A 25,209-nucleotide genomic window follows, 5' to 3' on the forward strand; every position below is an offset into this window, starting at 1 on the left:
CCACACGTCCTAGGGCAGCACCGCGCGATAGGAGCTCCCCACCGGGGGCAGGGTGATCGACGTCAGCGCGCTCGGCACCGTCAGCAGCGACGCCACGGGCGCGGACAGGCCTCCGGTGCCCGTGGTCACCACCCGGACCGCGTAGAGCGGACCCGATCCTGCCTGCGGCTTGATCACGATCGCGAACGGCTTTCTGCTGCCCGGCGGGCGGGGCACCGCCACTGCCAGGGAATGGCCGGCCTTCACCGTCACCGACTGATCGGCCGCCGGCGCCGTGACCGTGCCGTCGGAGCTGATCACCGAGATGCTGACCTGGGCGGCGGCGGACGGCGCGGTGAGCAGCAAGCCCACCGTGTCGCCCTTGACGGCCGGGTTGCCCGCGACCACCCCTTGCTCGACGACCGGAGCGGCCGCGCTGGTGAACGAGCCGATCCCGGCACCGGGAATAAGCACTCCGGCCACGATCGGCACGTTGGAGGTGAGCTTCAGCCCGGCCACCGAGGCGCCGAGGGAGCTGAGAGCGAGCGGGGTCGTCGCGCCAGCCGACGCGTCCACCGGCGCGCCGGGGAACTGAACGGCCTTGCCCGCCGGCGTGTAGGCCACTACCGTCAGCTGCGCGTCGGTCGAACCGGGCACGGTCACGAAGAGTCGTGCCGCGCTGCTCGCCACGGTCAGTCCCGGGATGACCAGGGTCGTCGCGGGCGCGGCCGCCTGCGGCAGCCAGGCCCCGCCGCCCTTGGCGCCCTCCCAGACCGCCGCGGCCACCTGGCCGATGGCCGCCTGCACGTGCAGCGCGAGCGCCTGCGAGCCGTGCACGTATGGCGTGATGTCCACGGTCGCGGACTGGCCCGGCGGTACCGTGACGGCGCTGTTCAGGCCTTCCTGCTCGCCGGTGTCGGTGAGGATGGTCACGTCGACGCTCGCCGTGACTGTGGCGGTGTTCATCAGGTAGAGCCGGACGGCGGAGGCGCCCGCTGACGTACCAGTGCCCGCGAACCACATGTCGGAGCCCGGGTGGGTGCAGCTCACCAGGCCCATGCCGGACGCGTCCGACTGCTCGGCCTCAAGGCCTTCCGCCATCTGGCCGGTAGCCGCGACCGTCGAGCCGCCGGTGCCCGGCTCGCTGAGCAGCGCCACCGTCCCAGGCGCGGACACCGAGACCGGACCCGTCGCGCTTGGCCGTGCGCTCGCCGAGGGCTTGCTCTTCGACTTGCCGCCGTGGGATGCCGTGGTGCCGGAAGTCGCGGTGCCGGAAGTCGCGGTGCCTGACGCCTTGCTGGCCGACGGCTTGGCGGTCTTGGTCGCCGGCGCGGTGGCGCCGGCCGACGGCTCGGCGAGGACCATGCTGAGCGTGGCGCTGCCGGCCGGCGTTGCGGACGAGGACTTTGCGGCCTTCGTCTGGGACGGCATCGCGATCATCGCGATGCGCGCCGTTCCGGACGCGGGCGGCGGGCAGGACCTGGTGACGGAGGTCACCGCGGCAGCCTGTGCGCTCGTCTTGGCGCTGGTTCCCGTCCCGTCCGACCGGGTCGCCCAAGCGACCCCGGTCACGGCGGCCAGGGCGAGCAGCACCGCGCCGAGCAGGGCGAGGCGCCGCATCAGGACTCACCGCCCGATCGGTCGCCTGCACCGCGCCAGCGGCTCGGCTTGCCGTGCTTGGACGCCCGGTGCGAACCGCGCTCCGACCTGGCGGGCCGCGACGCGACGGGCCAGGGCCCTGATCCAGTCCCCGGTTCGGGAACGGAGGGTGCGCTGTCCTCACGCTCGGGACTGGCGCCCCAGTCATTGCTCGCGTCCCGGTCCGCTGCGGCACCGCGGTCCGTGGTCGCCCCCCAGCCCGAGTCCGCGCCCCAGTCGGGAGACTCCCACGGCGCGCGTTGCGCAGCCTCGTCGCCCGTGGGCGCGGCAGGCTGCGAGCCAGTCCCAGGAAAGGAGCGCTGCGGGCCGCTCTGCCACCGGTCACGCGGCTGACCGCCGTTCGGCGCGGCCGGCTGCGAGCCAGTCTCGGGAACGGACCGCTGCGGGCCGCTCCGCCACGGGTAACGCGGCTGACCGCCCGTCGACGTGGCTGGCTGCGGGCCGGTCCCTGGGAGAGACCGCTGCGGACCGCTCGGCCATGAGTCGCGCGACTGGTCGCCGCCCGGCACGCCGGGCTGCGAGCCGGTCGGCGAGACGCGGCGCTGCGGGCCGCTGTCCCAGGCGTAGCGCGGCTGGCCGTCGCTGGAGGCGGCTGGCCGCGAGCCCGTCGCGGAGACGGGCTGCTGCGGGCCACTGTCCCACGCGCTGTTTTCCCAGGCCCTGTGCGGCTGTGTGCCGTTCGAGGAGAGCGGGGACTCCGTCTCCGGCTCCCCTGGCGCGCGCCGCGGGCTGGTCCCCCAGCCGTCTTGGCGTCTCCGGCCCGTCGTGGCGCCGGTTTCGCCGTCCTGCGCCTGCGGCTGAGATCCGCTGTCGCGCCGCGCCCACTGGGTCGTGGCACCGAGATCGTCATCCGTCCACGGGTCGCCTGGGTCCCAGGAGCCCGCGGCGCGAGAGCCGGTGCTTCTGGACTCGGAGGCCCTCGCGTCCGCCTGCTCGGCGGAGCGTGCCACCCAGTCGCCCGTCATGTCCCACGGCTCGCGAGATGTGCCTGTCCCGCGCCGGGAACCGCCACCCGCGGGGTCAAGGCCAGCGGCGCTGGCTGTGACTGCCATCGCGTCGTCTGCCGCCGTCGTCAGGGTGCCGGTTTCGTTGTCTGTGTCGAACGTCTCGTCGTCGGCGCCGACGGCCCGCCGGCCCGGCAGGCGCTTGCGGGCAAGGCCGAGCCTGCCCGCGCCCGCAGCCGCACTGGCGAGCGCCGCACGGCGGCCCGTGCCGGCAGAACGCGGTGTCCGCTCGCCGCGCCCCGCCGTGCCCGCCGCGCGCCTGCCCTGCCTGGCCTCCCGCAGGGCGGCCAGGGCCTCGGCCTCTTCCACCGGATCGGCCCGCTTGCCGGGCAGGGCGAGCACGCAGATGACGAGCAGCGCGAGCAGTTCGGCGACCAGTGAGGCGACGCGCGCGAGATCGTTCCTTGCCAGCGAGAGCTTGCCGCCGCCGGCCGGCAGCACGAAGCCCTGAGCCCACCCGTCGACGGGCGTCTTGACAGGCGTGAGCGCCCGCCCGTTCAGCTTCGCGGTCCAGCCGCCGTACGGCTCGGCCAGCACCAGGGTGCCGCCGCTGGCCGGGGCACTCGCGCCGCTCATGCTTACCGTGCCGGATGCCAGCGCCGTCGTCGTGCCATCAGCCGCGACCACGCGCGCCCGCGCCACCGGGCCTGTCACCTGCCACAGGTCATAGGTCGGCGCCTTGCTCAACGCCACGAGGCCGAGCGCCGCGTCGAGCCGCTGGGCGAGCACGGGATCTACCGGGCCAGGCAGCAGCACGTACCTGATGCCAAAGTCGCCGAGCACGAGCCCGGGATCGCCTGCGTCCGCGCCGTCCGGTGCGGCCAGGGCCGCGACCTCCCGGCTCAGCGCCGCCTGGGCCGCCGGGGCGACGGCCAGTTCCGGCTCACCGAGCGTCGGGTCGCCCTGCCGGACGACCAGGTAGTCGAGGCCGCCGCGGACGAGGCCGCTGCCCCCGCCGGAAGATGTACCGTCGGCGGGCCGCAGGATCACCGTCCGGTACTGCGGGCCGGACGCGGCGGTCGATGAGGCCGACACGAAGGCGGGCAGCAGCGGCGCGCTGATGCTGCCGACCGGGCCGCGAACGCCGTCCTTGACCCAGTAGACGGCGACGAGCAGCGGCGCGGTAGCGGCGGCGGCCAGCGCGACGCAGGCGAGCAGCCTGCGTGACCGGCCGTAGCCGCCCGCGGGGCCTGCCTGCGGCTGAGGGTCGCCTGGTGCGGGCGGGAGGTTGCCGCTGCCGTTCGGGATGATCATGGCGAGCCACTGAGCGGCGGGCGCGGACGCGACGAGCAGCCCGAGAGCCGCGACCGCGAGGGCGACACCAGGCCAGCCCGCGGCGGGCTGGCCGCCGGCCGCCGGCGTCACGCTGGCCCGGCTGACGAGCACCGCGGTGAGCAGGCCCGCGATGGCCGTGGCCCAGCCCGCGATGATCATCCCCGTGCGCCGGGCGGGCAGCACGGTCGCGAGCAGGGCGAGCGCGAACCCTGCCGTGACCCACAGCGGCGGCAAGCCGGGGCCGCCGGGGCTGAGCGCCAGCAGCGCCGCGGGTGACAGCCTGGCCGTGGTCAGCCCCTGGGCGGACAGGCCCGCCTCGGAGAGGAAGGCGGACGGGCTGCCGAGCAGGTGCAGCGACCAGGGGAAGAGCAGCAGGAACGGGACGACCGCGACGATCAGCGCGTTGACTGGGTCGCCGGCGACGAGCCAGCGCCGCACGGCCACCGCGGCCACCGCGAACGCCACCCCGAGAACCCAGGCGAGCGGCGCGAACGCGGCCGCGAGCGCGACGAGCAATCCGGTCGCCCACGCCGCGCGGCGCGCCTGGCGGGGCGCCGCGGTGAGCATCCGGCCGGCGCTGACCGCGGCGAGCGGCAGCACGATGAAGGCAACCGCGGTGCCGAGGCGGCCTGCGGCGACGGCGCCGGAGGCGACGGGGAGCAGCGCATACGAGGCGGCGAGCAGCACCCGGGCCGGGGTGGCGGTGACCAGCAAGCGGCTGGCCAGGTACGCGGTCAGGCCGGCCAGCGGCACGCAGCCGAGCAGCAGGACGTCGACCGCCAGCCATGCCTGGCCGCCGAGCACGGTGCCGAGCGCCGCGACCACTGCAAGGTAGGGCGGTGCGGACGCGGTGGAGCCCACGCCGACCGCGTGGAAGCCCGCGAGGTACTCGTGCCACAGGGCCGACGCGCCGCCCCAGGCGGGCACCAGGGCACCGCCGCCGAGCGGGCTGGTGCCGAGCAGCCTGCGCTCGGCGGCCAGCGAGACGATCAGCAGCGAGACGAAGAGCTGCACGCCGGGATGGCCGATGATCCGGCGCACGACTGACTGCGTGTCGACGAACTGCTCGTCCTCTTCCGACTCTTCCGCGCTCGCCTGATGCCTGCCGTCCGATGCCTGCGGCGGGCCGTTCGACACCAGCCCGGCGATGTTCTCCGCCAGCCGGAACAGGGTGCGCGCAGGCAGGATGAACTGGCGGACCGCGGCGTACCCCTCCGCGCGTCCCCTGGCACGGCGGCGGCGGCCCTGGAAGAGCCTGACCGGGTGCCCGAACAGCCCGGCGACCGCGAAAGCGTGGGCGGCTGCCAGGTCAAGCTGCTTGGTGAGCAGGAAGTAGGCGGCGCGGACCAGGGACCCGGCGACGCTGCCGCCGACGATCCGCAGCATGGGCAGCAGCGGAAGGTTCACGGCGAGCACGAACAGCGCGTTGCGCCGGTCGATCCGGCGCGCGTTGCCGTACTCCACCGGCCTGCGCCGCCGCGCGGACAGCTCACGGTGGTACAGCACCGCGTCGGTGACCACCTGCACGCGGTAGCCAGCCCCCTGGACACGCCAGCAGAAGTCAACGTCGTCGCGGAACAGCTTGAGCCTGGTGTCGAACCCGCCGACTTGCTCCCAGACGTCGCGCCTGACGAGCATGCCCGCGGAGCCGACGGCGAGCACGGCCTTCCTGTGGTCGTGCTGACCCTGGTCGATCTCCCCCGGTTCGATGCCGGTGATCCGGCGCCCTGCGCGGTCGATCGAGATGCCCGCCTCACGGAGGGTCCTGCGATCCTGGCCGTCGAGCACCTTCGGCCCGAGTACCGCGACGGAGCGGTCCCTGCTCGCCGCCCGCAGCAGCCGCTCCAGGGCGTCGGGGGCGGGCTCGCAGTCGTCGTGCAGCAGCCAGATCCAGTCGACCCGGTTGATGTTCGGGTCGGTCCGTCCGGAACGGCGCTTGGCCGCGTGCCGGAGAGCGACCTCGACCGCTTCGCCGTAGCCGGTGGACCGGTCCATGCCGAACACCGAGTCCTGGCCGATCAGTTCGGCCAGGACGGCCCCGCTGCGATCGCGGCTCCCCGTGTCCACGGCGACGGTCTGCTCGACCGGGTAGGTCTGCGCGCGGAGCGCCTGGACCAGGCCGGGCAGCCAGCGAGCGCCGTCGTGCGCGATGACGATCGCGGTAACGGCATGCCTGGTTTGCGGTGCATTAGTTGACAAGAGGTCCAGCGCAGGTCGGGGGTGAGGGCCGCCCAGGGAGACGGCAGACGTACCGGTTAGCCCTCCCCACAGGGACGTTGTGAACTTTACAGCGCCCGCAGGACCCCGGCAGGATTACGGTCAGATGTCCCGTTGCCCGGCTACCCGACTTCCCGCTTGATGCGGCGGCGCTCACGCTCGGACAACCCGCCCCAGATGCCGAATCTCTCATCGTTCTCAAGCGCATACTCAAGGCACTCTGCACGAACCTCGCAACTCCGGCAGACCCGCTTGGCCTCCCGGGTGGAGCCGCCCTTCTCTGGGAAGAACGCCTCCGGGTCCGTCTGCGCGCACAGCGCCCGGTCCTGCCAGCCCAGGTCATCCATGTCCTCAGGACGGATCTCAACCTGCGCCAGCGGGACGATGACCTCAGTCATGCGCATCCTCCCTCTCGGAGCCCCCTTTGACGCCCACCGCCATTCCCGTGGCGGTGAGAATCACACCAATGAAATTACACCCGCGTGTCTTGCTTTAAGTCAAGCGAGAAAGGTGATAGTGGCCCCCTGCTTGTCCAAGATGTGCGGTAAGTTCTCCAAAAAACTTCACAGTGCACCGAGGCGGTCGCGATCCGTGATTGCCTCGGCCCCGCGCACCCCGCCGGGCGGGCGGACCTGACAGACTTACAGCCATGCGGATAACCGTGCTTGCCGGCGGCATCGGCGCCGCGCGCTTCCTGCGCGGCCTGCTCGCGGCCGCCCCCGAGGCAACGATCACCGTCATCGGCAACACCGCCGACGACATCACCCTGTCCGGCCTGCGCGTCTGCCCCGACCTGGACTCCGTGATGTACACGCTCGGCGGCGGCAGCAACGAGGAGCAGGGCTGGGGCCGGGCAGGCGAGAGCTTCCGCATCAGGGACGAGCTCGCCGCCTACGGCGCGGGACCGTCCTGGTTCGCGCTCGGTGACCTGGACTTCGCCACGCACATCCTGCGCAGCCAGCTGCTCGCTGAAGGCCGGCCGCTGTCGGAGGTGACCCGCATCCTGTGCGACCGCTGGCAGCCGGGCATCCGGCTGCTTCCGATGTCCGACGACCGGGTCGAGACGCAGGTCAAGATCGATTCCGGGCTGATTCACTTCCAGGAGTGGTGGGTCAGGCTGCACGCGGCCGTCCCCGCGGAGGCGATCATCCCGGTCGGCGCCGACGCCGCCGCGCCCGGGCCAGGCGTGCTCGAGGCGATCGCGGAGGCGGACTTCGTGCTGTTCCCGCCGTCCAACCCGGTGGTCTCCATCGGCCCGATCCTCGCCGTGCCCGGCATCAGGGCCGCGGTCGAGGCGAAGACCGTGGTGGGCGTGTCCGGGATCATCGGCGGCGCGCCGGTCCGCGGCATGGCCGACGCCTGCCTGACCGCCATCGGCGTGGAGACCACCGCCGCCGCGGTCGCAGCTCATTACGGTGCGGGGCTCATCGACGGCTGGCTGATCGACGAGCAGGACAAGGCCGCCGTGGAAAAGGCGCTTGACGACGACCCGGCGCTGTTCGGCATCGCGGTCCGCGCGCTGCCGCTTTACATGCGCGACGTGCCGTCCTCCGCCGCGATCGCCCAGGCGGCCATCGACCTAGCGAAGGAACTGACCCCATGACCAAGGCGCCTGCGCAAGGATCGCAGTCGGGTCCGCTGCCGCGCGGCGGCGCACCGGACGCGGTGCAGATACTCGGCGTACCCGGGATGCCGGAGATCGCGGCCGGGGCCGACCTGGCGGGCCTGATCGCCCGCGCGGCGGCTGCCGCCGGCGGCCCCGGGCTGCTCGACGGCGACATCCTCGTGGTCACCTCGAAGGTGGTCAGCAAGGCGGAGGGCAGGGTCGCCGCGATGAGCCGCGATGAGGCGATCGCGGCCGAGACCGTGCGCGTGGTGGCCAGGCGCGGACCGACGACGATCGCGCAGACCAGGCACGGGTTCGTGATGGCCGCGGCCGGCGTGGACGAGTCCAACACCGCGCCAGGCACTGTGGTGCTGCTGCCCGAGGATCCCGACGAGTCGGCGCGGCGGCTGCGCAAGGCGCTGCGCGCCCGGCCAGGGGTGAACGTGGGCGTGGTCGTCACGGACACCTTCGGCAGGCCGTGGCGGGCCGGGCAGACCGACACGGCGATCGGCGCGGCGGGCGTGCTGCCGATCCGCGATCACCGGGGCGAGGCGGACGCGTGGGGCAACACACTCGATGTCACGATGGCCGCGGTCGCCGATGAGATCGCGGCCGCGGGAGACCTGGTCAAGGGCAAGTCGCTGCAGGTGCCCGTCGCGATCGTGCGCGGGCTTAGCGCGCTCGTCACTGACGCCGACGGGCCCGGGGCACGGGCGCTTGTCCGGCCCTCGGCCGAGGACATGTTCCGGCTCGGCGCGGCCGACGTGCTGCCCGCCAGGCGGACCGTCCGGGCCTTTACCGGGCAGCCGGTCGACCTCGCCGCCGTCAACCGGGCGATCGCCGCCGCGGTGACCGCTCCGGCGCCGCACCACAGCCAGCCATGGCGGTTCGTGATCGTGTCCTCGCTGACCGCCCGGCTCGCTCTGCTCGACGCGATGCAGGACGCCTGGGTCGCCGACCTGCGCGGCGACGGGTTCACCGAGGAGCAGATCGCCCGCAGGCTACGGCGCGGCGAGCCGCTGCGGCACGCGCCGCTGATCGTGGTTCCGTGCCTTGAGCTGTCGGCCATGAACGCCTACCCGGACGACCGCAGGACCCGGGCGGAGCGCGACATGTTCGTCGTATCGACAGGCGCGGCGGTGCAGAACCTGCTCGTCGCCCTGGCGGTGGAGAACCTCGGCTCCGCGTGGATCTCCTCGACCCTGTTCTGCCAGGACGTCGCGGCCGGCGCGCTGCGGCTGCCCGACGGCTGGCTGCCCATGGGGGCGGTCGCCGTCGGTCACCCGGCGGCGCCCGCGCCCGCGCGGCCGCCGCGCGACCCGGCCGCCTTCACCCTGATCCGATAGGGCCGGGTCAGCCTTAGCCGGGCCAGCTTGAGCCGGGCAAGCTTGAGCCGCGATCGTGCCGGCCGGCCCGTCGATCACGGCAGGGAAGCTAGCACGGTGAAAGGCCGCATAACTGCCCGTATGTGAAACGTGCACGTCAACCGTGCACGACCGTCAGCCGGGCTCCATGCCGTAGCGAGCCATCAGGGCGCGCTCCTCCTCCGGGGCCGGCGGTTCCGGCCTCGACCACAACGCCTCGAGCTCGGCGAAGTAGGCGTCCATGGCCGGGGCGTGCATGACGAGCAGCCGTGCGGGCTCGTCGCCGTCGTTGCCGAACGTGTGCGACGCACCGCGCGGCACCAGGAGGAAGTCGTCGCGGCTACCCCGCTGTTCCGCGCCGTCGAGCACGAACGTGATCGTCCCGTCGAGCACCCAGAATGCCTCGGAGCAGTTCACATGCCGGTGCGGCAACGGGCGGCGGCCGCGAGGGGGCACGGTCCGCTCCATCAAGGAGAAATCCCCGCCGGTCTGCACGGCGATCGCCTTGAACGCCATTACGCTTCCCCGCGCGGAGACGACCTTGCCCTTTCCCGGCGGAACGATCTGCGACTCCGTCACGACAGCCTGTCTACTCTCCCCGTTGAATGGGAGCAATGTGATAGTCGGCATGCCCGGCCGGGCGGCGCCGGCCGGCCAGCACGAGCAGCAGGCCGGCCACGAGGAGCACGGCGCCCGCGGCGAACCAGAGCAACGAGGGTGTGGTCGAGCACGAGGCCGGCTTGCCGAGATCGAGGTTGATGCTGTTGGCCCTGGCGCACGCGCTGGCGGCCGGCTCCCGCAGGTACCCGGACCAGACAACGACGGGTCCCGCGATCATCAACAGAATCCCGGATACAAGACGCATTCTTTCATCCCAATCTCTTGTCTTTCGCCGCACCGGGATGAATGGTCGCAGAAGTAATGCGCGTGCCGCGTCCTCAGCGGAGACAAGACTGGTAACTCTAAGTTTTCCGCGATTCGCGCACGATAAGGTTTCGCCGACCGCATCGCTAGCACCGCAGGTCACATCCATCGGGCACAGGCGGAGATGATCACGGAAATTCGGATTATCACGGAAACTTTTCCCCCTGATCGGGGTTTTTGTTTCCGCCAGGATAAGAGTTTCCGTGATCACCGGCTCGTTAGCCGGATCCGCTTGGTTTTCGCGTCACCGGCTAACGAGCGAGGATGGGCAGGCCCTGTCGGACTAAGGTGCACACGCCGTTGCTCGCGATCGCCGCGGCGACCCGCTCAAGGCCGGACGCGGCCCCGTCCCGCGCCGCGAGCGGGACGGCGGGGATCTTAGTGCCCCCCTCGGGAAAGGTGCTCGTACTGCCCCGGCACGAAGGTGGCGAGGCGGTCGCGGAAGGACGTCGCCGAGTCCGGCCACAGCAGCGTCACCCGGCCGGTGCGCTCGTCGCGGTACCAGCTGGTGCACCCGCCCTGTACCCAGACCGTGTCCTGGGCCATCGCGTCGATGTCGCGCATGTAGGACTGCACCGCCTCGGCGGTGACATCGAGCGCGTCAGCGCCGCTGGCCGCGAGGTGATCGAGAGCGCGCAGGACGTAGCCGACCTGCGTTTCGATCATGTAGATGGCCGAGTTGTGGCCGAGCGCCGCGTTCGGCCCGTCGAGCACGTACATATTCGGGAAGCCGTGCACGGTCGTGGAGGCGTGCGCGACCATGCCGGTGCTCCACTCATCGGCAAGCAGCCGGTCGCGCCGCCCGCGGATGTGCCCGGCAATGTGCGGCCGGGCGACGTTGAAGCCGGTGGCGAGCACGAGCACATCCAGCTCATAGGCGTTCCCGCTGGCCGCGATGGCTGTGCGGTTGCCGTGGCCGGCGCTTGCCCCGCTGCTGTCCGCGATCCGGATCAGCGGAGAGGACTCCTGCCGGACATGGCCGAGCTGCAGAGCGGCGTAGTAGTCGTCGGAGAACAGGATCCGCTTGCAACCGATTTCGTAGCCCGGGGTCAGCAGGCGGCGCAGGCCCGCATCACCGACAGAGGCGGCGAGGTGGTCCAGGGCCCGCCGGCGTAGCAGGTCGATATCCGGGTGCCGCCGCTGCCGCGCCCCGATGCCACGTTCGGCCTCGGCGAAAAGCTCGTCGCGCAGGGCGGTGACCGTTCGCGGGTCAGCGGCGAAGCGCTCGATCTCCTCCCGGCTATATTCCCGGTCGCCGCGCGGCAGGATGTATGGGGCGGAACGCTGGAAGACCACGATCTCGCTCGCCTCCCCCGCTAGCCGGGGCAAGATCTGGATCGCCGAAGCGCCGGTGCCTACCAGGCCGACTCGCTTCCCGACAAGGGACACCTTTGCGTTCCAGCGGGCGGAGTGCCACCAGCGCCCGCCGAAGCCGTCCAGGTTCTTGATCAGGGGGATTTTCGGCTCGGTCAGCCGGCCCGTCGCGATGACCAGGCTGGCGGCCCAGAACTCACCCTGCGTCGTGCGGACGAGCCAGCGCCCGTCATCGTCGCTCCACTGAGCGTGCGACAGGGTGCAGTTCAGCCGCAGGTGGTCAAGGAGCCCCTCTTCGCGAACGCACGCGCGAAGGTACTCCTGGATCTCGCGCCCCTCGGCGAAGACGCGGGACCAGCCGGGGTTCTGGCGGAAGGAGAACGAGTACAGGTGCGACGGGATATCGCAGGACACGCCGGGATAGCGGTTGTCCCGCCATGTTCCGCCGACATCGTGCGCCTGCTCGATGATGACGAACGACTCCCGGCCACGCCGCGCGAGCTGGATCCCCATGCCGATCCCGGCGAAGCCCGCGCCCACGATCAGCACGTCGACCGATTCGGCAGCCGGTGCGTCACGCACCGGCATGGCCCCGGCCGTACCCTGTGGATCGCTGTCGCAGCGGGCGACCGAGATCTCGCGCGACACGTTCGACGTCGCCGAGTGTCAGCACGAGGCCGGCCTCGGCTCCCGCGTCCGGCGCAAGACGGCCGTCGAGCAGCAGCCCGCCAAGATCGTTGGCACCACCGCGCAGCAACTCAGCCGACGCGTCGAGGCCGAACTTCGGCCAGGCGGCCTGGATGTTGCCGATCCGCCCGTGCAGCATCAGCCGTGCCACCGCGTGCAGGGCCCGCGACTGCCGCCACGACGGGCCCGGGAGATGCGCGCCAACCAGGCCGGGAGCGGTGGCCGCGGCAGCGGCGGGCACGAACGGCATCGCGATGAACTCGGTGAACCCTCCGGTTCGGTCCTGGATGTCCGCCAGCAGGCGCAGGTGCGCCACCTGCTGATCGGGGGTCTCAACGTGCCCGAAGATCATCGTGGAAGTGGAAGGGAGACCAGCCCGGTGAGCGGCCTCAATCACCTCGACCCAGCGGGACACCGGGAGGTCGGGACCACCCCGCATGCGCACCCGGACGTCGTCATCGAGGATGCGCGCGGCGGTACCTGGGACCGAACCCAGACCCGCCTGCCGCGCGGCGAGCAGGAACTTCTCAACTGGTATCCCGCGACGGTCAGCACCGTCGAGCAGCTCAGCGGGCCGGAACGCGTGCAGGTGAATCTCCGGCGCGGATGCCTTGACGGCGGCGATCAAGTCAAGATAGTCGTCGTTCGAGTCGCCAAGCGGCCCCTGCATGCAGATCTCGGTCGCGCCCAGTTCGCGCGCCTCGGCCACCAGGGCCGAAAGCCGCTCGCGTGACCCCTGGTCCGCCCCGGCTACCGCGGCCGTGTCAAGGTTCCGGTTCACGACATAGGTGAGCGCGCCGCCCACCGCCTGCTGACGTAGCGAGTCGGCGAGCCGGGCCAGTTCTTCCAGCTGCTCGCCCGCCGCGCCGAGCAGCACCGCATACCCCTCATCCGGCACGGATGCCGGGTTCGCGTCCGCTGCCTGCAGCCATTCACGCACCCGGCTGGGCGACGGAAGTCCTGTATCGGTCACGCCCTGGCTCATCGATTCAGCATAAGCGGGCGGGAAACTGCCCGCCGCTGGCCGCGGCGCCGGCAGGCTCCTGCCAGGGCCTGCCCCGCAGCACGGCGGACTCATCGGCCAGGCCGGTCACCGGGTCGGCGAGCGCCGCGACGTGGGCCGAGACCTGCGGGTGGAGCCATGGCTCGCGCAGGTAGGGCGGGTACACCGTGAGCCGCTCCCGGAGCGTGAAGCCTGCCGCCGCGGTGAGTTCGGCAAGCGTGTCCAGCTGCGGCCAGGGGCGTTCCGGGTTCACATGGTCCGGGGTGAGAGGGGAGACACCGCCCCAGTCGTCGATGCCCGCCTCGAGAATGAGCCGGTGCTCGTGGCCCACGAGGTTCGGCGGCGCCTGGATACGCGCCTCGGGCCCGAGGACCAGCCGGGTAACGGCGATGGTCGCGGCCAGGTCGGTGAGTTCCGCGTCGGGCGTGCTGCGCATCTTCGTGTCTGGCTTGGCGCGGAAGTTCTGGACGATGACTTCCTGGATCCCGCCGTACTCGCGGGCCACCGCCTGCAGCGCGAAGATCGCATCCACGCGCTCGGCCGGGGTTTCGCCAATCCCGATGAGGATTCCAGTGGTGAACGCCACGTTGCTGCGGCCGGCGTCCCGAAGGACGCGCAGCCGGACCGCCGGGTCCTTGTCGGGCGAGCCAAAGTGCGGTGCGCCCTTCTCTGTGAACAGGCGCTCGGCCGTGGTTTCCAGCATCATCCCCATGGACGGTGCGACCGGCTTCAGCCGCTGAAAGTCCTCCCAGCTGAGCACGCCGGGGTTGAGGTGCGGCAGCAGGCCCGTCTCCTCGAGGACGCGGATCGCCATTTCCCTGACGTAGGAGAGCGTGTCGTCGTAGCCGTGCGCGTCAAGCCACTGCCTGGCCTGCTTCCAGCGGGCCTCCGGGCGGTCTCCCAGGGTGAAGAGCGCCTCCTTGCAGCCGAGGGCAGCGCCCTGCCTGGCGATCTGGAGGACCTCGTCCGGGCTGAGGAAGAGGCTGTCGAGCTTGCCGGGCACGGTCGCGAACGTGCAGTAGCCGCAGCGGTCCCGGCACAGCCGGGTCAGCGGGATGAACACCTTCTTGGAGTAGGTGATGACACCCGGCCGGCCGGCCGCTTCGAGTCCCGCGTCGCGCGTGCGTGCCGCGTAGCCGAGCAGCACCCGCAGGTCGTCGCCTCTCGCGTGGAGCAGGATCGTCGACTCAGATTGGTCAAGCGACTTGCCGTCGCGTGCCCGGGCCAGCGCTCGGCGCGTGGCAGCCTCGCTGACACCGTTGCTTTCACCCGGATCGATGCTCGAAGCGCTCATATGTTGAACCATAAGGCACACGTAATGCCGATTAGAAACTAGCCAAGGCCAGCGTTCCGGTGGCACGGCGACGGGCGCGTGCCGCCCCGCTAGAAGTTGCGGTAGTCGCGGACGGACATCCGCGGGCCGCGGCGCTGCGGGCCGCCCGCGCCGTACCTGGCGATGCCTGCCCTGCCGCCGCTGCCAGCGGAGCCCGCGGCCTTGACGCCGGTTCCGGTGCCGCGGCTGAGGCCGATCAGCCGCGTGGCGCGGTGCCGGTGGCCCTTGAACGGCTCCAGGAGCACGAGCATCTCCTCGTCGGAGGACCGGTCCTTGCCCGCCAGGGCCCAGCCGACGACGTTCTTCAGGTGGTAGTCGCCGACGGAGACGGCGTCAGGGTCACCCGCCGCGCGCTGCCTCGCCTCTGCCGAGGTCCACACGCCGATGCCCGGAATCGTCCTGAGCTTGCGGTCGGCCTCCTCATGGGACAGCGTGAGCAGCCGCTCCAGGCTGTCGGCCACCATCGCCGCCCTGATGATGGTCTGGGACCTGACGCCCTCCACCCCGGCCCGGTGCCAGTCCCATGACGGGATGCGCCGCCAGATCTCGGGGGCGGGGAAGACGCGCATGCCGCGTGGCGCGGGCCCGGGCGGCGGCGTGCCGTACTTGGCGAGCAGGATGCGCCAGGCGCGGTGGGCCTCGAGGACGACCACCTTTTGCTCGAGGATCGCCGGGACGAGCGCCTCCATCAGGCGGCCGGAGCGGCCGATCCGCAGCCCCGGGTTGCGGCGCGCCGCGTCGCGGATCACCGGATGCGCGTCCGCCTCGAATCCGGAAATGTCGTCATAGAAGCCGAGAGACCCGGGCAGCGCGCCGAGCAGCCAGTCCGCCCCCGGACCCCAGGCCTGCGCGCGCACGGAGGTGGCCGCCAGTGAGGTATCCGGGCTCACCCGGCCGGGCAGTACGCGGATGGTGCCAGGTCCGTCCGGGGTCAGCGAGGTCCGCCAGATCGCGCCCGCCTCGTCGACCTGGAACGTCGGGTCGCCCCTGCCCCGGCCCTGTACCGACAGCGTGACCCTGACGTCAACGGCGAAGGGCGCCACCCACTCACTGTCCGGCATCGGTCACTCCGGCATCGGCTACTCTGGCGCCGGATTCCCGCAGCCCGATCAGCTGCTCGACCTCGGCGACCTGCCCCGGCTGGCCGGTGAAGTGCACCGCCGCCATGCCGAGTTCCCGTCCGGTGGCCACGTTGGCGAGCGTGTCGTCCACGAACACGCAGTCCCGCGGCGCGACCCCGACTTTCGCGGCGGCCCGCTCGAAGATCGGCGGCTCCGGCTTCCGCAGGCCGACCACGTGGGAGATCACCACCACGTCGAACAGTGCCGCGAGGTCGTATCCGGTGTAGACGTCGTGCCCGCCGCCGCCCCACGAGTTGGAGAGCAGGCCGACGGGATTCCCCGACGCCCGGGCCCGCTGCGCCAGGTCAGCCGTCTCGGCCCGCGGCGGCACGCCGACGCCGTCAAGTGCGATCAGCCCGTCGGCTGGCAGCCCGAGCTGCGGCGCGAGCATCGTCTCGAAATCCCGTTGCGGGACCATCCCGGCCTCCGCGAGCGCGGTGACGGAGCGTCCCTCAGGCGTCCGCGTCAGCGCCGTGACGATCGCGCCGACGGGCAGGCCCACCTGGATGCAGAACTCCGCCATCCGCCCGGACAGGAATGACGTCATCACGCCGCCGAAGTCAAGCAGCAACCCGCGACCAGCCACGGCCACGATCTTAAGGCCCAGTCAGGCAAGGCCCGGCTGGGCTTGCCATGACTGGGCCCCGCTATGCGTCCGAGGAGAACCGCACCGAGGTCGCCTCAAGACGGGTTCCCGGCCACAGGGCCAGTCCGGCATGCCGCTCGGCCCCGGCCAACTGCACGGCCTCGCCGGTGAGGTGCACCGCGGCCATGACTGCCCCGCCGAAATCTGACAGCGGCCACGGGCCACAAGGTCGTCCATGCTAGGCCTGCGTCGGCTCGTACGTTGCGCTGAAGAGGCGCTCAGAAACAAAGATCGTGTTTATCGAATCCTTGTAGACGATCCGGTAGCACTCCGTCAGGATTTGCGTCGAAAGCCGGGCATCAGCGTTCGCCGTGGTCGACAGGTCGGGGTGCGTGTCCGCAAGCTCCACGATAATCATTTTCGGTAGCCAGCGCGAAAGGGCGAAGCCCGCGAAGACCGCCGCTTCAGACCCCTCAACGTCAACCACGAGGAGATCGAACTCGGCTGGCGCCTTCTGCTCTTCCAAGAGGGCATCAAGCGTGGTCACAGGCACTTCGATTGAAGTGTCTGTGACCAACTTCCGAGCCCAGTCAATGTCCCGGTACTCAGTCGCTTGCGCGTGATTCGCGGTGGTCAACTCGCCGGCCACGATCAGGGAGGTAACCCCGGGCTCGGAACCGACCGCCGTTTGAATGACTTTCACACTGGAATGAATTTGGTGATTCTTGCGGCACTTGGCGGCTAGCGCAGGAACCGGCTCGGCCATCACGCCCGTCCAGCCTCGCTCCGCCAGCCCCCACGTATTGCTGTACGTGATGCCGTCAAAAGCGCCGACTTCGACAAATGTGCCAGTATTCCGCTTGCCGAAGAAAAGTTCAAGGAGGAAAGGCAGCGTAGGAATCTGGCACGATTCTACCGCCGGGTAGAACCACTCACGGTCTGCACACGAATCGAGGCGAGTTAGCTGAACGCCCGCCAGGCGGAGGATAGCATTAGCTACCGCCTTCGCACGGGTCTCGATCTTCATCGAAGGTAAGGACCTTTCTATCCCACTGACGCTTCAGTCGACCAGTCGTCTGACATTGTGCGCAAAGCTGCTCGCATCGGCCAGCGAGCCCTCGCGGAGTGCATGGCTGGCCGCCGATTTCTGCCACAGTACAGACTTAACGTGGCGCCCCGCGTCGAATCGGGCCACCAGTCGCCGCGCCGCCGTCCGGCTGGGCGGCGGCATGATCACGCGTCGGAGGAGAACCGCACTGACGTATCTTCCAGGCGCGCCCCAGGCCACAGCCGAAGTCCCCTGGTGAGCTCGTTGCCCGGCCCAACATAGGCGCCGTCGCCGATGACGACGCCGTCAAGCAAGGCACCGCCGACGATCGTCGCGTCGCGTCCGATGATGCTGTCGCGGACGACCGCCCCGGCGCCGATGGAGGCGCCGTCGAAGACCACGCTGCCTGAGACGATTGCGCCGGCCTGGATGACGGCCCCGTACCCCACGGTCGTCCCGCCGGAAAGCTGCGCGTCCGGGGCCACCCGGGCGTCACCGAGCACTAGGCACACGCCCGGCGTGCCGCCGAGGGCCGGCGAGTGCAGCGCCCCTAGCACGACGTCGCACGAGCCGCGCACGAACGCCTCGGGAGTGCCGACGTCCAGCCAGTAGGCGGCCTCGGCGTAGCCCATGACAACCGCGCCGGAGGCGATCAGACCGGGGAACGTCTCGCGCTCTACCGACACGACCTGACCAGCGGGGATCGTGTCGATCACCGACCGGCGGAAGACGTAGCAGCCGGCGTTGATCTGGTTGGTCACCGGGTTCGGTGTCTTCTCCAGAAACGCGGTGACCCGGCCGCTTGAGTCGGTGGGCACGCAGCCGTACCGGCTGGGGTCCTCGACGGGAACGAGGTGCAGCGTCACCGCCGCGTCCTTCTTCCTGTGCAGGTCAACCTGCGCGGGAAGGTCATGTCCTGTCAGGACGTCGCCGTTCAGCACAACGATCGGATCGTCAGGGCCACCGCGGAGCAGTGCGGCCGCGTTGCGGATGCCGCCACCGGTGCCAAGCGGCTCGGACTCATGGACGTAATCGATCGACAGCCCGAAATCCTCGCCGGTACCGAAGGCCTCGGTGAACATCTCGGCGCGGTAGGAAGTCGCCAGCACCACATGCGTGATACCGCACTCCGCCGCCCTGGTCAGCTGATGGGCGAGGAACGGTACTCCGGCGGTGGGCAGCAGCGGCTTCGGCGCGGACAAGGTAAGCGGGCGCAGCCGGGTGCCCTTGCCCCCGACGAGCATTATCGCTTCTAGCGGTTCACGCGGCATAGGTAGTGTCACCTTAAGCGGTTGGTTTCCATGGACAGCGGGAGCCGCCGGATCGCCCCGGCAACTCGTGCAGCATACTTACCGGACCTGAGTGACGCTCCGCGACATGCGCGAGTTCGCAATCGTGTTACCCAAGCGCGGCGGTTTTCGTGATCAGGAGGCGGGCCGCGGGACCCGCTGGTCCGCGGCTTTCTTGTAGCACGCCACGTGGGCAGCCGCCGATGCCTCCCAGCTGAACTCCTGCGCCCTGGCATAGCCGGCCTCGCCGAGGCTCATTAGCCGTTCCGGGTCGTCAAGCAGGGCGCGCAGCGCGACGGCGATGGAGTCAGCATCGGGCTCGGTGTAAGCCACGGCGTTCCCGCCGACCTCAGGCAGCGCGGTGCGGTAGGTCGTCAGCACCGGAGCACCGCAGGCCATCGCCTCAAGCACCTGCAGGCCGAACCCCTCGCCGCGCGACGGCGCAGCCACCACGAGCGCGCCGCCGAGGAAGCCGGGCAGGTCGGCAAAGGGCAGGTAGCCGGGACGGATCAGCCGCAGGTGCGGCGGCACCTGCGCGACGGCCTCGTCAAGCTCCGGGCTCCAGCCGCCACCGCCGCCGAGCACGAGCGCCGGCGGTGCGGGCAGATCGGCCACCGCCGCCGCCCAGCCGCTGACGAGCGCCAGGGCATTCTTGCGCGGCGTCAGCGAGCCGAGGAATGCCACGTAGGGCTTGCCGTGCAGCCCGAGCCGCGCGGTGACCCGGCTGACCTGGATCTCGTCCGGCCGGTGGAACAGCCGGTGATCCACTCCGTGGTAGGCGACATCGATCTTGGCCGGATCGATGCCGAGCACCCGGACCAGTTCGTCCCTTGTCGCGTTGGACGGCACGATCAGCCGCGTCGCCTGCACGGCCGCCGTCTTGGTCGCGGACTTCAGCGACATGCCGCTGATCGGCGTGTACCGCTCGGGGTCAGTGAAGAACGCGAGGTCATGAATGGTCACGACGGTCGGCAGCCCGGGACGCAGCGGCATCGTGTAGTTCGGCATATGGATGACGTCGGCACCGACCAGCTCGGCCACCACCGGCAGACCGCTCTGCTCCCAGGCGAGCCGCTCCGTGCGGTGCCCGAGCGCCACCGGCCCCGCCACGATCGTGGCGCCCGGCGCTAGCCGTCCGTACCGCTCCTCGTCGGAGCGCTGACAGGCGACGGCGAGATCCACCCCGGTCGAGGCCAAGGCGCCCATCAGCCCGTCGACGTAGCGCCCGAGCGCGCCCCTGTCGGTGGGAACGTCGGTCGCGTCGACGAGTACCCGCAGTGCCACAGCCCCACGTGCTCCCTTCGCCTCCGTTAGCGGAAGCCTACGCCTGTGCTGGTGAAGCAAATGAATGCGGCCCGGTGCGACGGAACCGCGCAACGTCACCGCCGGGTCAGCAGGACGGCACGGACTTGCCGGCCTTGATCGCCTCCAAGTCGGAAACGGCCTGCGACAGCGTCGCCACCTTCACGACGCGCAGCCCGGCGGGCACCGCGCCCTTGGTGTCGGCGCAGTTGGCCGCCGGCGCGAGGAAGACGGTCGCGCCGGCGTCCCTGGCCCCCACCATCTTCTGCTGGATGCCGCCGATCGGCTGCACCTGCCCCGCCGCGGTGATCTCGCCGGTGCCCGCGATGAACTTGCCGCCTGTCAGGTTGTCCGGGGTGAGCTTGTCGATAATGCCGAGCGCGAACATCATCCCGGCGCTCGGCCCGCCGATGTCACCCACGCTGATCTGCACTGTGAAGGGGAACTTGTAGTGCTCCTGCACCTGCACGCCGATCACCGGGGTGCCCCCGGAGGACTTGCTCTGCACGGGAACGGTCAGCGTCTTGCCGCCGCGCAGCACCGTGAGCTGCAGGGTGGAGCCGGCCGGGCGCGACGTGATCAGCGAGCTCAGCGAGGTCTGGCCGGTCACCGGCTTGCCATCGACCTCCTGGATGACGTCGCCCGGCTTCAGCGCCTTGCTCGCCGGGTATCCCGCGACGGTCGACAGCACCACGACCTGCGTCTCGTACTTGATATGCAGCTGGGTGAACGCGGCGGCGGTGGCCAGCTGCTGCGACGAGGCCATCTGCGCGGTGTCCTGCGCCTGCGTCTGCTGCGCGGTCTGCCCGGGCGGGAACAGCTCGCTCTCCGGGACCACGGCCTGCGACGGGTCGAGCCAGGAACGCAGCGCCTGGAAGATGTTGAGGTTCGAGCCGGGTCCGCCCTCATAGCTGACCGTCACCATGTTAAGGTGCCCAGCGGCCGGATACGTCTGGTGTCCCGAGATTGTGATGAGCGGTGCACCCTTGGAGTCCTTGCCGAGCGTGTTGAGCGTCGGCCCCGCACCCAGGATCACGTAGGGAACGGGGACAAGCACCGTGATCACGATGCCGATCACGGTGGCCAGGCCAGCGATGGCCAGCGTCAGGGATCGTCGGGACATGCTCGGAAGACTACGCGCTATAGCAGAGAGTTCATGACCAGCCGGAGAGAAAGGTATTACGCGCTGCCAACCCATTCATCGGTGCCGTCGGTGAACCGCTGGTGCTTCCAGACCGGAACCGTGACCTTGAGCTCGTCGATCAGAGCGTGACAGGCGTGAAAGGCCTCCGCCCGGTGCGCGCAGGAGACGCCTACGACGACCGCGAGGTCGCCAATGGCAAGCTCACCGATGCGGTGCACTGCTGCGACCGCGATCGCTTCCGGGTACTTGGCCGCGATCGACTCGGCGACCTTGCGCAGTTCCGCCTCGGCGGAGGGGTGAGCAGAGTAAGCGAGTGCGGTCACGCCTTTGTCCGCGTCCTTGTCCCGCACGGTGCCGACGAACAGCACCTCTCCGCCGGCAGCGGGGTCGGCGATCGCGTTACGCACCTCGTCCACCGACAGCGGGGTATCCCTGATGGCGATCAGCCTGATCTGGCTCACTCGACAAAGATACCGCGTGTCCCCTCCCGGACCAGTCAACCTGTTCGCGATGGCCGCCTGCTGGGGTAGCAAGGCCCGGAGTTGGTCAGGGCACTGGTAGGCAACAACTGACCAGCCGAACTCCCATGACCGGCGTTTGCGCTTGCTGGTGAACAGCGCCATGCGCATCCGCGAATAGCTCCTGATCTTCTCGAAGCGGGCGGCGGAGTTGCTGAACCGGAAGTAGGCGGCCCAGCCGCCCAGGAACCGGCTCAGGTCCTCCACGATCTGCTTCGGGTCCAGCAGCAGCCGGGACCGGCCGGTCAGTTCCCTGATCCGGTCGCGGGCATGCTGCATGGCCTTGTCCGCGGGCCAGCGGGCAAGGAGCGTCACCGGTTCCTTCCCGTTCAGCCCCCGCGAGCGCACCAGCCAGTGGCACAAGCCCAGGAAGTTAAAGCCCTCGCCTTCTTCCTCCAGGTGCACGATGTGGTCTTGGCCGCCTTGGGCTCCTGGCCCAGGCCAGCCAGCAGGACCGTCAGCCGCTCCAGGGCGGCCTCAGCCCGGCTGCGGACCAGCACATCACGACCCAGGTCATCGGCATAGGGGCACAGAACCCGTCGCGCTCATCCCATTCAGGCTCCAGCCGGTGCAGGTAGACATTGCACATGACGGGGCTGATCACCAGATTTCCGCGTGCCCTTCGCTCCCGCGGGCGGCCGTCACCTTTCCGCATCCCCATGTTAGGAGAAGGTGATGGAAGAGGCAGGGGAAGAGCCGCTGTTCTGTGAGCGGGCCGCGGGGATCGATATCGGCAAGCAACTGGTCATGGTCACGATCCGGCCCAGCGACATCCGCCGGGGCGGCCGGGCGCAGGAGACCCGGGGGTTCGGCACCACTCGCCGTCAGCTGCTGGAGCTGGCGGACTGGCTGCGGGTCTGGGGCGTGGAGCGGGCCGGGATGGAGTCGACGTCGGATTACGTGCGATGTGATGGTGCATGGGTTCAAGTGGGAGGCGCTGCTGGAGGTCGGTTTAGGCCTCAGGCGCAGTACCCGGGTCAGTGCGCGCTGGCCCGTCTCCGCCCTGGCGTGCGCTGCGGGTAACCGCGGGGTGCGGAGCCCAGGGTAAAAGCCGAAGCGCTGCCCGTTCCACCCGGGGGCGCGGGCGAGGAGAAGACCGGCGGGAAGCTGCTGCTTCCCGGCCCGGCGGTGGCACCCGGTCGTCGCGCGGGTGATGGGTGAACGCAAGTGAACCTCTGATGACGTCTCGTGAAGGTGACCCCCGCAGGTGGGACGTTCCAGCGGGGCCGAAGGGGCTGGCGCGGAAGAGCGGCGGGTGCCGGGCGGAGGGTAGTCGCCGCCCGGGAGCGCACCACCGCCCCCGGGATTAAGGAGGCACCCTGCCCGGCCGCGTCTTGCTCATGCGCAACACAGCAACACCGGCGGCGGCTGGTCCAGGCCCGCGCCGCGGAGAAGGAACGCTGCGAGAAGCTGCTGGAAGACGCCCACCTGAAGCTGTCGTCGGTGATCAGCGACCTGCACGGGGTCACCGGCCGGGACATCATGGACCACCTCATCGCCAGCGAGCGCAGCCCGAGGGCGCTGGCCCAGCTGGCCCGGGCCCGCGCCCGCCGCAAGATCCCCCAGCTGGAGCAGGCCCTGGAGGGCGCGGAGTTCTTCACCCCCGAGCTCGCCGCGCTGCTGCAGGCCATGCTGGAGCGCATCGACTCGATCAACGCCGAGATCGGCAAGCTGTCCCTGGTCATCGAGCGGCTGCTGGCCCCGCATGAGTTCAGCTCCAGCAAGTGGAGTCGATGCCCGGCTGGGGCAGGCGCGCCGCCTAGGACGCCATCGCGGAGACCGGCACCGACATGAGCAGGTTCCCCACCCCCGGCCACCTGGCCTCCTGGGCCGGCCGCACCCCGCTGGACAAGCAGTCCGGCAAGCGCGCCGCGCCCGCCCGGCACAAGCACGGCAACCGCTACCTCGGCGCCGTCACCGGCGAGACCGCAGTCGCCGCCGACAAGACCCAGACCCGCGAGGGCGCCCGCCACCGGCGACTCTCCCAAGCGAGGCAAGGCCGAGGCCTGCGTCGCCACCGGCAACACCCAGATGCGCGTCTACCACGCCCTGCTGTCCAGGCCCGGCAGCCGCTACCAGGACCTCGGCCCGGACTACTACGAACGCCAGCGCGACACCGCCCGCCAGGTCAGCCACCACGTCGGCAAGCTCGCCAGCCTCGGCTACGAGGTCACCCTCTGCAAACGCCCCGAACCAGACCAGACCGGCCCCAGCCAGCCCGCCTAGCCACCAGCACCCCTCGAAGCCGACGGCACGAACCGCCGCCGGCTGCTGCCGCACGCCCGCTAACTCTCCATTTTTCGGGTCAGATCGAGGTTAGCGCAACTCAATTCTTGTGCGGGAGCCAGACCGATACCCAGTCGATCTTGACATTTGCAGTCGCGGTATCACTCGGAGGGCCGCCACCTGTGCGCGTCTCGGTTTGCAGCACCCAGTGCATCGGCTTATGTGGAATGATTGCCTTGTCCGTCGACTCGCCGATGACTTTCCCGTCCAGCATAAAAATCACCGCGTCAGCGGTCCATATGGTGGTCGCGGTGTGCCAATTAGCGTACGTGTAAGGAGTCGCGAAACTGTCTTGCAACTTCGGGTCAGAGTTCCCGTGGTGGAGGAACGCGAGAATGTTCTTCTGCAGGTCTCCTTCCGGAAAGTCAATCTCGCCATCCCGCTGGTTTTCGCTATCCGGCCACAGCAACCAGGCGGTCTTATACCCTTTCACCTGCTGTGCCGTGAACCGGACCTCGTACATCCCGTAGAGCAGGCCTCCGTCTGCGCCGGGCGCTCCGGGGATTCTCGGATACGGTGCAGCCACCATATGGATCCCGTCCACCGTATGCAGGAACAGGTTCATCCTGCCATTGTGGATGCTTACGACCCGCGTCGGCTCGTAGGTCCCATGGTGGGTTGTATCTGGCCAGCCGTCTAGGTAGTCGCCCCATTTGCTAGATACCGCTGCCGGGAACTTACCGAGAGGCACATTCTCATTGAAATTGTCCATGAAGACCTGCCGCCAGCCGGGGATATTACCCAAGGGCATCGCCAACCCGGATGGGTCGGCAGCGTAGCTAGGCACAGTCCAGATCTGGGCTTTCGCGGATGGCTGGCATTCAGTAACCCCGACTAGACTGCCGTTGGTGTCCTTGTTCTTCCAGCTGCCGAGGCAGAGGCCCGAACTCACGCTCCGGATCGTGTGCTTGTCCTGCACCTTCCACATTTCTGACGCGGTCTTACCGCAGGTATACAACCCGACCAGACTCACGGCCCTCGAGCTTTTGGGGTTGACCCCAAGGCAGCGGCCGTCTAGCACGACTTCCTTGTTCGCGAGAAGCGTCCACTGTTGCTGATCCTCCGTTCCAGTGCAGGTAGAGAGGATGGCAGGAGTCCCGTTGAGGCCCCCTCCCTTGCTGCCGGCAAGGCACAGCCCTGCGATCCCAACTACCTGACCAGTGACCCCTTGGCTCGACTGAGCGGCAATCACCTGGCCTTCGATGCCCTGGAGCGCCTCGGCGGGAACGGGCTGCAAAGTAGCACTCGCGGGCTTAGACCCCCCTGCCAGCCATGCTTCGGGGGCGAAGACTAGTGCAGCCACCAAGCAGACGATGCCGAACCAGAACCCTCGTCTCCTCCGGAACGGCAAGTTCGACCGAGAAGATGTGGCCCTCGTGCTGCGGCTGGCAGGACGGCTCGGCGGCAGCCACACATCCCGCTCATCGGTCGGATCATTCTCCTCCGGCCTCGTCTCCCATGGATCCTCGTCTGACACTGGGCACCTCATTGGACAGAGTCCGACTCACACGTTAGCCATAAATAATGTCATAACAGTGAGTTGGCATTGA

At 70.0% G+C, this 25,209-nt stretch carries 20 protein-coding genes and 2 pseudogenes; 6 read left to right on the forward strand and 16 right to left on the reverse strand.

The window, feature by feature from the left end; all coding sequences use genetic code 11:
- Positions 1-9: 9 nt before the first annotated feature.
- The 3 genes from EAS64_RS07165 to EAS64_RS07175 form a co-directional block, all read right to left on the reverse strand.
- On the reverse strand, positions 10-1,599 hold the full coding sequence (locus EAS64_RS07165; protein WP_145851844.1) for a DUF5719 family protein: 1,590 nt from the start codon (positions 1,597-1,599) through the stop codon (positions 10-12).
- A complete protein-coding gene (locus EAS64_RS07170; protein ID WP_145851845.1) occupies positions 1,599-6,116 on the reverse strand; it encodes a glycosyltransferase family 2 protein in 4,518 nt (1,505 codons plus the stop codon). The genes EAS64_RS07165 and EAS64_RS07170 overlap by 1 nt, the downstream gene beginning before the upstream one ends.
- 140 nt (positions 6,117-6,256) lie before the next feature.
- Positions 6,257-6,481 (reverse strand): WhiB family transcriptional regulator, encoded by a 225-nt coding sequence (locus EAS64_RS07175; protein WP_187365788.1) that lies wholly within the window; start codon positions 6,479-6,481, stop codon positions 6,257-6,259.
- A gap of 302 nt (positions 6,482-6,783) precedes the next feature.
- On the opposite strand from EAS64_RS07175, the gene cofD reads away from it, so the two are divergent.
- A complete protein-coding gene (cofD, locus tag EAS64_RS07180) occupies positions 6,784-7,737 on the forward strand; it encodes a 2-phospho-L-lactate transferase (protein WP_145851847.1) in 954 nt (317 codons plus the stop codon).
- Entirely contained in the window at positions 7,734-9,086 is a 1,353-nt protein-coding gene (locus tag EAS64_RS07185) for a coenzyme F420-0:L-glutamate ligase (RefSeq protein WP_145851848.1), read from the forward strand. Before cofD ends, EAS64_RS07185 begins: the two co-directional genes overlap by 4 nt.
- A gap of 153 nt (positions 9,087-9,239) precedes the next feature.
- Here EAS64_RS07185 and EAS64_RS07190 read toward each other — a convergent pair whose 3' ends face one another.
- The 12 genes and pseudogenes from EAS64_RS07190 to EAS64_RS47110 all read right to left on the reverse strand — a co-directional run bounded on the left by EAS64_RS07190 (position 9,240) and on the right by EAS64_RS47110 (position 21,778).
- Positions 9,240-9,683 carry a cupin domain-containing protein gene (locus EAS64_RS07190; RefSeq protein WP_187365737.1) on the reverse strand — a complete coding sequence of 148 codons (444 nt, stop codon included), beginning with the start codon at positions 9,681-9,683 and terminating at the stop codon, positions 9,240-9,242.
- 10 nt (positions 9,684-9,693) lie between these two features.
- Positions 9,694-10,137 carry a Trp biosynthesis-associated membrane protein gene (locus EAS64_RS48060; RefSeq protein WP_500691515.1) on the reverse strand — a complete coding sequence of 148 codons (444 nt, stop codon included), beginning with the start codon at positions 10,135-10,137 and terminating at the stop codon, positions 9,694-9,696.
- A gap of 269 nt (positions 10,138-10,406) precedes the next feature.
- A complete protein-coding gene (locus EAS64_RS07200) occupies positions 10,407-11,930 on the reverse strand; it encodes a flavin-containing monooxygenase (protein WP_145851851.1) in 1,524 nt (507 codons plus the stop codon).
- Positions 11,931-11,937: 7 nt separating this feature from the next.
- A pseudogene (cofG, locus tag EAS64_RS47930) lies at positions 11,938-14,326 on the reverse strand (7,8-didemethyl-8-hydroxy-5-deazariboflavin synthase CofG); the annotation flags it as partial.
- 89 nt (positions 14,327-14,415) lie between these two features.
- Positions 14,416-15,426: a DNA-3-methyladenine glycosylase family protein gene (locus tag EAS64_RS07210; protein ID WP_145851852.1), complete on the reverse strand. Its 1,011-nt coding sequence runs from the start codon at positions 15,424-15,426 to the stop codon at positions 14,416-14,418.
- Positions 15,413-16,072, reverse strand: a complete 660-nt coding sequence (locus EAS64_RS07215; RefSeq protein ID WP_145851853.1) for an HAD family hydrolase — start codon at positions 16,070-16,072, stop codon at positions 15,413-15,415. The genes EAS64_RS07210 and EAS64_RS07215 overlap by 14 nt, the downstream gene beginning before the upstream one ends.
- A gap of 61 nt (positions 16,073-16,133) precedes the next feature.
- Complete coding sequence (locus EAS64_RS46660) at positions 16,134-16,259, reverse strand: hypothetical protein (protein WP_281283201.1); 126 nt, start codon at positions 16,257-16,259, stop codon at positions 16,134-16,136.
- Between the two features lie 51 nt (positions 16,260-16,310).
- Positions 16,311-17,099 carry an FkbM family methyltransferase gene (locus EAS64_RS07220; protein WP_145851854.1) on the reverse strand — a complete coding sequence of 263 codons (789 nt, stop codon included), beginning with the start codon at positions 17,097-17,099 and terminating at the stop codon, positions 16,311-16,313.
- 206 nt (positions 17,100-17,305) lie between these two features.
- Positions 17,306-18,391: a mannose-1-phosphate guanylyltransferase gene (gene manB, locus EAS64_RS07225; protein WP_222849058.1), complete on the reverse strand. Its 1,086-nt coding sequence runs from the start codon at positions 18,389-18,391 to the stop codon at positions 17,306-17,308.
- A gap of 153 nt (positions 18,392-18,544) precedes the next feature.
- Positions 18,545-19,693, reverse strand: coding sequence for a glycosyltransferase family 4 protein (locus EAS64_RS07230; RefSeq protein ID WP_145851855.1), 1,149 nt, complete (start codon positions 19,691-19,693; stop codon positions 18,545-18,547).
- A 106-nt stretch (positions 19,694-19,799) separates the two neighbouring features.
- Positions 19,800-20,834: a YlbL family protein gene (locus EAS64_RS07235; protein WP_145851856.1), complete on the reverse strand. Its 1,035-nt coding sequence runs from the start codon at positions 20,832-20,834 to the stop codon at positions 19,800-19,802.
- Between the two features lie 56 nt (positions 20,835-20,890).
- The gene (locus EAS64_RS47110) at positions 20,891-21,778 is read right to left on the reverse strand and encodes a molybdenum cofactor biosynthesis protein MoaE (protein WP_187365739.1); all 888 of its coding nucleotides are present in this window, start codon (positions 21,776-21,778) and stop codon (positions 20,891-20,893) included.
- Between the two features lie 270 nt (positions 21,779-22,048).
- On the opposite strand from EAS64_RS47110, the gene EAS64_RS07245 reads away from it, so the two are divergent.
- From EAS64_RS07245 to EAS64_RS07260, 4 genes and pseudogenes are all read left to right on the forward strand, one after another.
- Positions 22,049-22,396, forward strand: a complete 348-nt coding sequence (locus tag EAS64_RS07245; RefSeq protein WP_145851857.1) for a hypothetical protein — start codon at positions 22,049-22,051, stop codon at positions 22,394-22,396.
- 420 nt (positions 22,397-22,816) lie between these two features.
- Positions 22,817-23,167 carry a hypothetical protein gene (locus tag EAS64_RS07250; protein ID WP_145851858.1) on the forward strand — a complete coding sequence of 117 codons (351 nt, stop codon included), beginning with the start codon at positions 22,817-22,819 and terminating at the stop codon, positions 23,165-23,167.
- Positions 23,164-23,259: pseudogene (locus EAS64_RS47345) on the forward strand (transposase); the annotation flags it as partial. The gene EAS64_RS07250 and the pseudogene EAS64_RS47345, both read left to right, overlap by 4 nt.
- A gap of 145 nt (positions 23,260-23,404) precedes the next feature.
- Positions 23,405-23,599 carry a hypothetical protein gene (locus EAS64_RS07260; RefSeq protein WP_145851859.1) on the forward strand — a complete coding sequence of 65 codons (195 nt, stop codon included), beginning with the start codon at positions 23,405-23,407 and terminating at the stop codon, positions 23,597-23,599.
- 100 nt (positions 23,600-23,699) lie between these two features.
- Here EAS64_RS07260 and EAS64_RS07265 read toward each other — a convergent pair whose 3' ends face one another.
- Positions 23,700-25,136 carry a ricin-type beta-trefoil lectin domain protein gene (locus tag EAS64_RS07265; protein ID WP_187365740.1) on the reverse strand — a complete coding sequence of 479 codons (1,437 nt, stop codon included), beginning with the start codon at positions 25,134-25,136 and terminating at the stop codon, positions 23,700-23,702.
- Positions 25,137-25,209: the final 73 nt, after the last annotated feature.

The organism is Trebonia kvetii, from assembly GCF_007827045.1.
Classification (GTDB): domain Bacteria; phylum Actinomycetota; class Actinomycetes; order Streptosporangiales; family Streptosporangiaceae; genus Trebonia; species Trebonia kvetii.

What these genes read in the sequence shown, in the direction of transcription:
- EAS64_RS48060 (WP_500691515.1), bottom strand. Translation starts at nt 10,137, where the DNA reads ATGGATGTGACCTGCGGTGCTAGCGATGCGGTCGGCGAAACCTTATCG.
- EAS64_RS07260 (WP_145851859.1), top strand. Translation starts at nt 23,405, where the DNA reads ATGCGCGTCTACCACGCCCTGCTGTCCAGGCCCGGCAGCCGCTACCAG.
- EAS64_RS07220 (WP_145851854.1), bottom strand. Translation starts at nt 17,099, where the DNA reads ATGAAGATCGAGACCCGTGCGAAGGCGGTAGCTAATGCTATCCTCCGC.
- EAS64_RS07175 (WP_187365788.1), bottom strand. Translation starts at nt 6,481, where the DNA reads ATGGATGACCTGGGCTGGCAGGACCGGGCGCTGTGCGCGCAGACGGAC.
- EAS64_RS07165 (WP_145851844.1), bottom strand. Translation starts at nt 1,599, where the DNA reads ATGCGGCGCCTCGCCCTGCTCGGCGCGGTGCTGCTCGCCCTGGCCGCC.
- EAS64_RS07235 (WP_145851856.1), bottom strand. Translation starts at nt 20,834, where the DNA reads ATGTCCCGACGATCCCTGACGCTGGCCATCGCTGGCCTGGCCACCGTG.
- EAS64_RS07185 (WP_145851848.1), top strand. Translation starts at nt 7,734, where the DNA reads ATGACCAAGGCGCCTGCGCAAGGATCGCAGTCGGGTCCGCTGCCGCGC.
- manB (WP_222849058.1), bottom strand. Translation starts at nt 18,391, where the DNA reads ATGCCGCGTGAACCGCTAGAAGCGATAATGCTCGTCGGGGGCAAGGGC.
- cofD (WP_145851847.1), top strand. Translation starts at nt 6,784, where the DNA reads ATGCGGATAACCGTGCTTGCCGGCGGCATCGGCGCCGCGCGCTTCCTG.
- EAS64_RS07200 (WP_145851851.1), bottom strand. Translation starts at nt 11,930, where the DNA reads ATGCCGGTGCGTGACGCACCGGCTGCCGAATCGGTCGACGTGCTGATC.
- EAS64_RS07245 (WP_145851857.1), top strand. Translation starts at nt 22,049, where the DNA reads ATGGAAGAGGCAGGGGAAGAGCCGCTGTTCTGTGAGCGGGCCGCGGGG.
- EAS64_RS46660 (WP_281283201.1), bottom strand. Translation starts at nt 16,259, where the DNA reads ATGGCCGCGGTGCACCTCACCGGCGAGGCCGTGCAGTTGGCCGGGGCC.
- EAS64_RS07210 (WP_145851852.1), bottom strand. Translation starts at nt 15,426, where the DNA reads ATGCCGGACAGTGAGTGGGTGGCGCCCTTCGCCGTTGACGTCAGGGTC.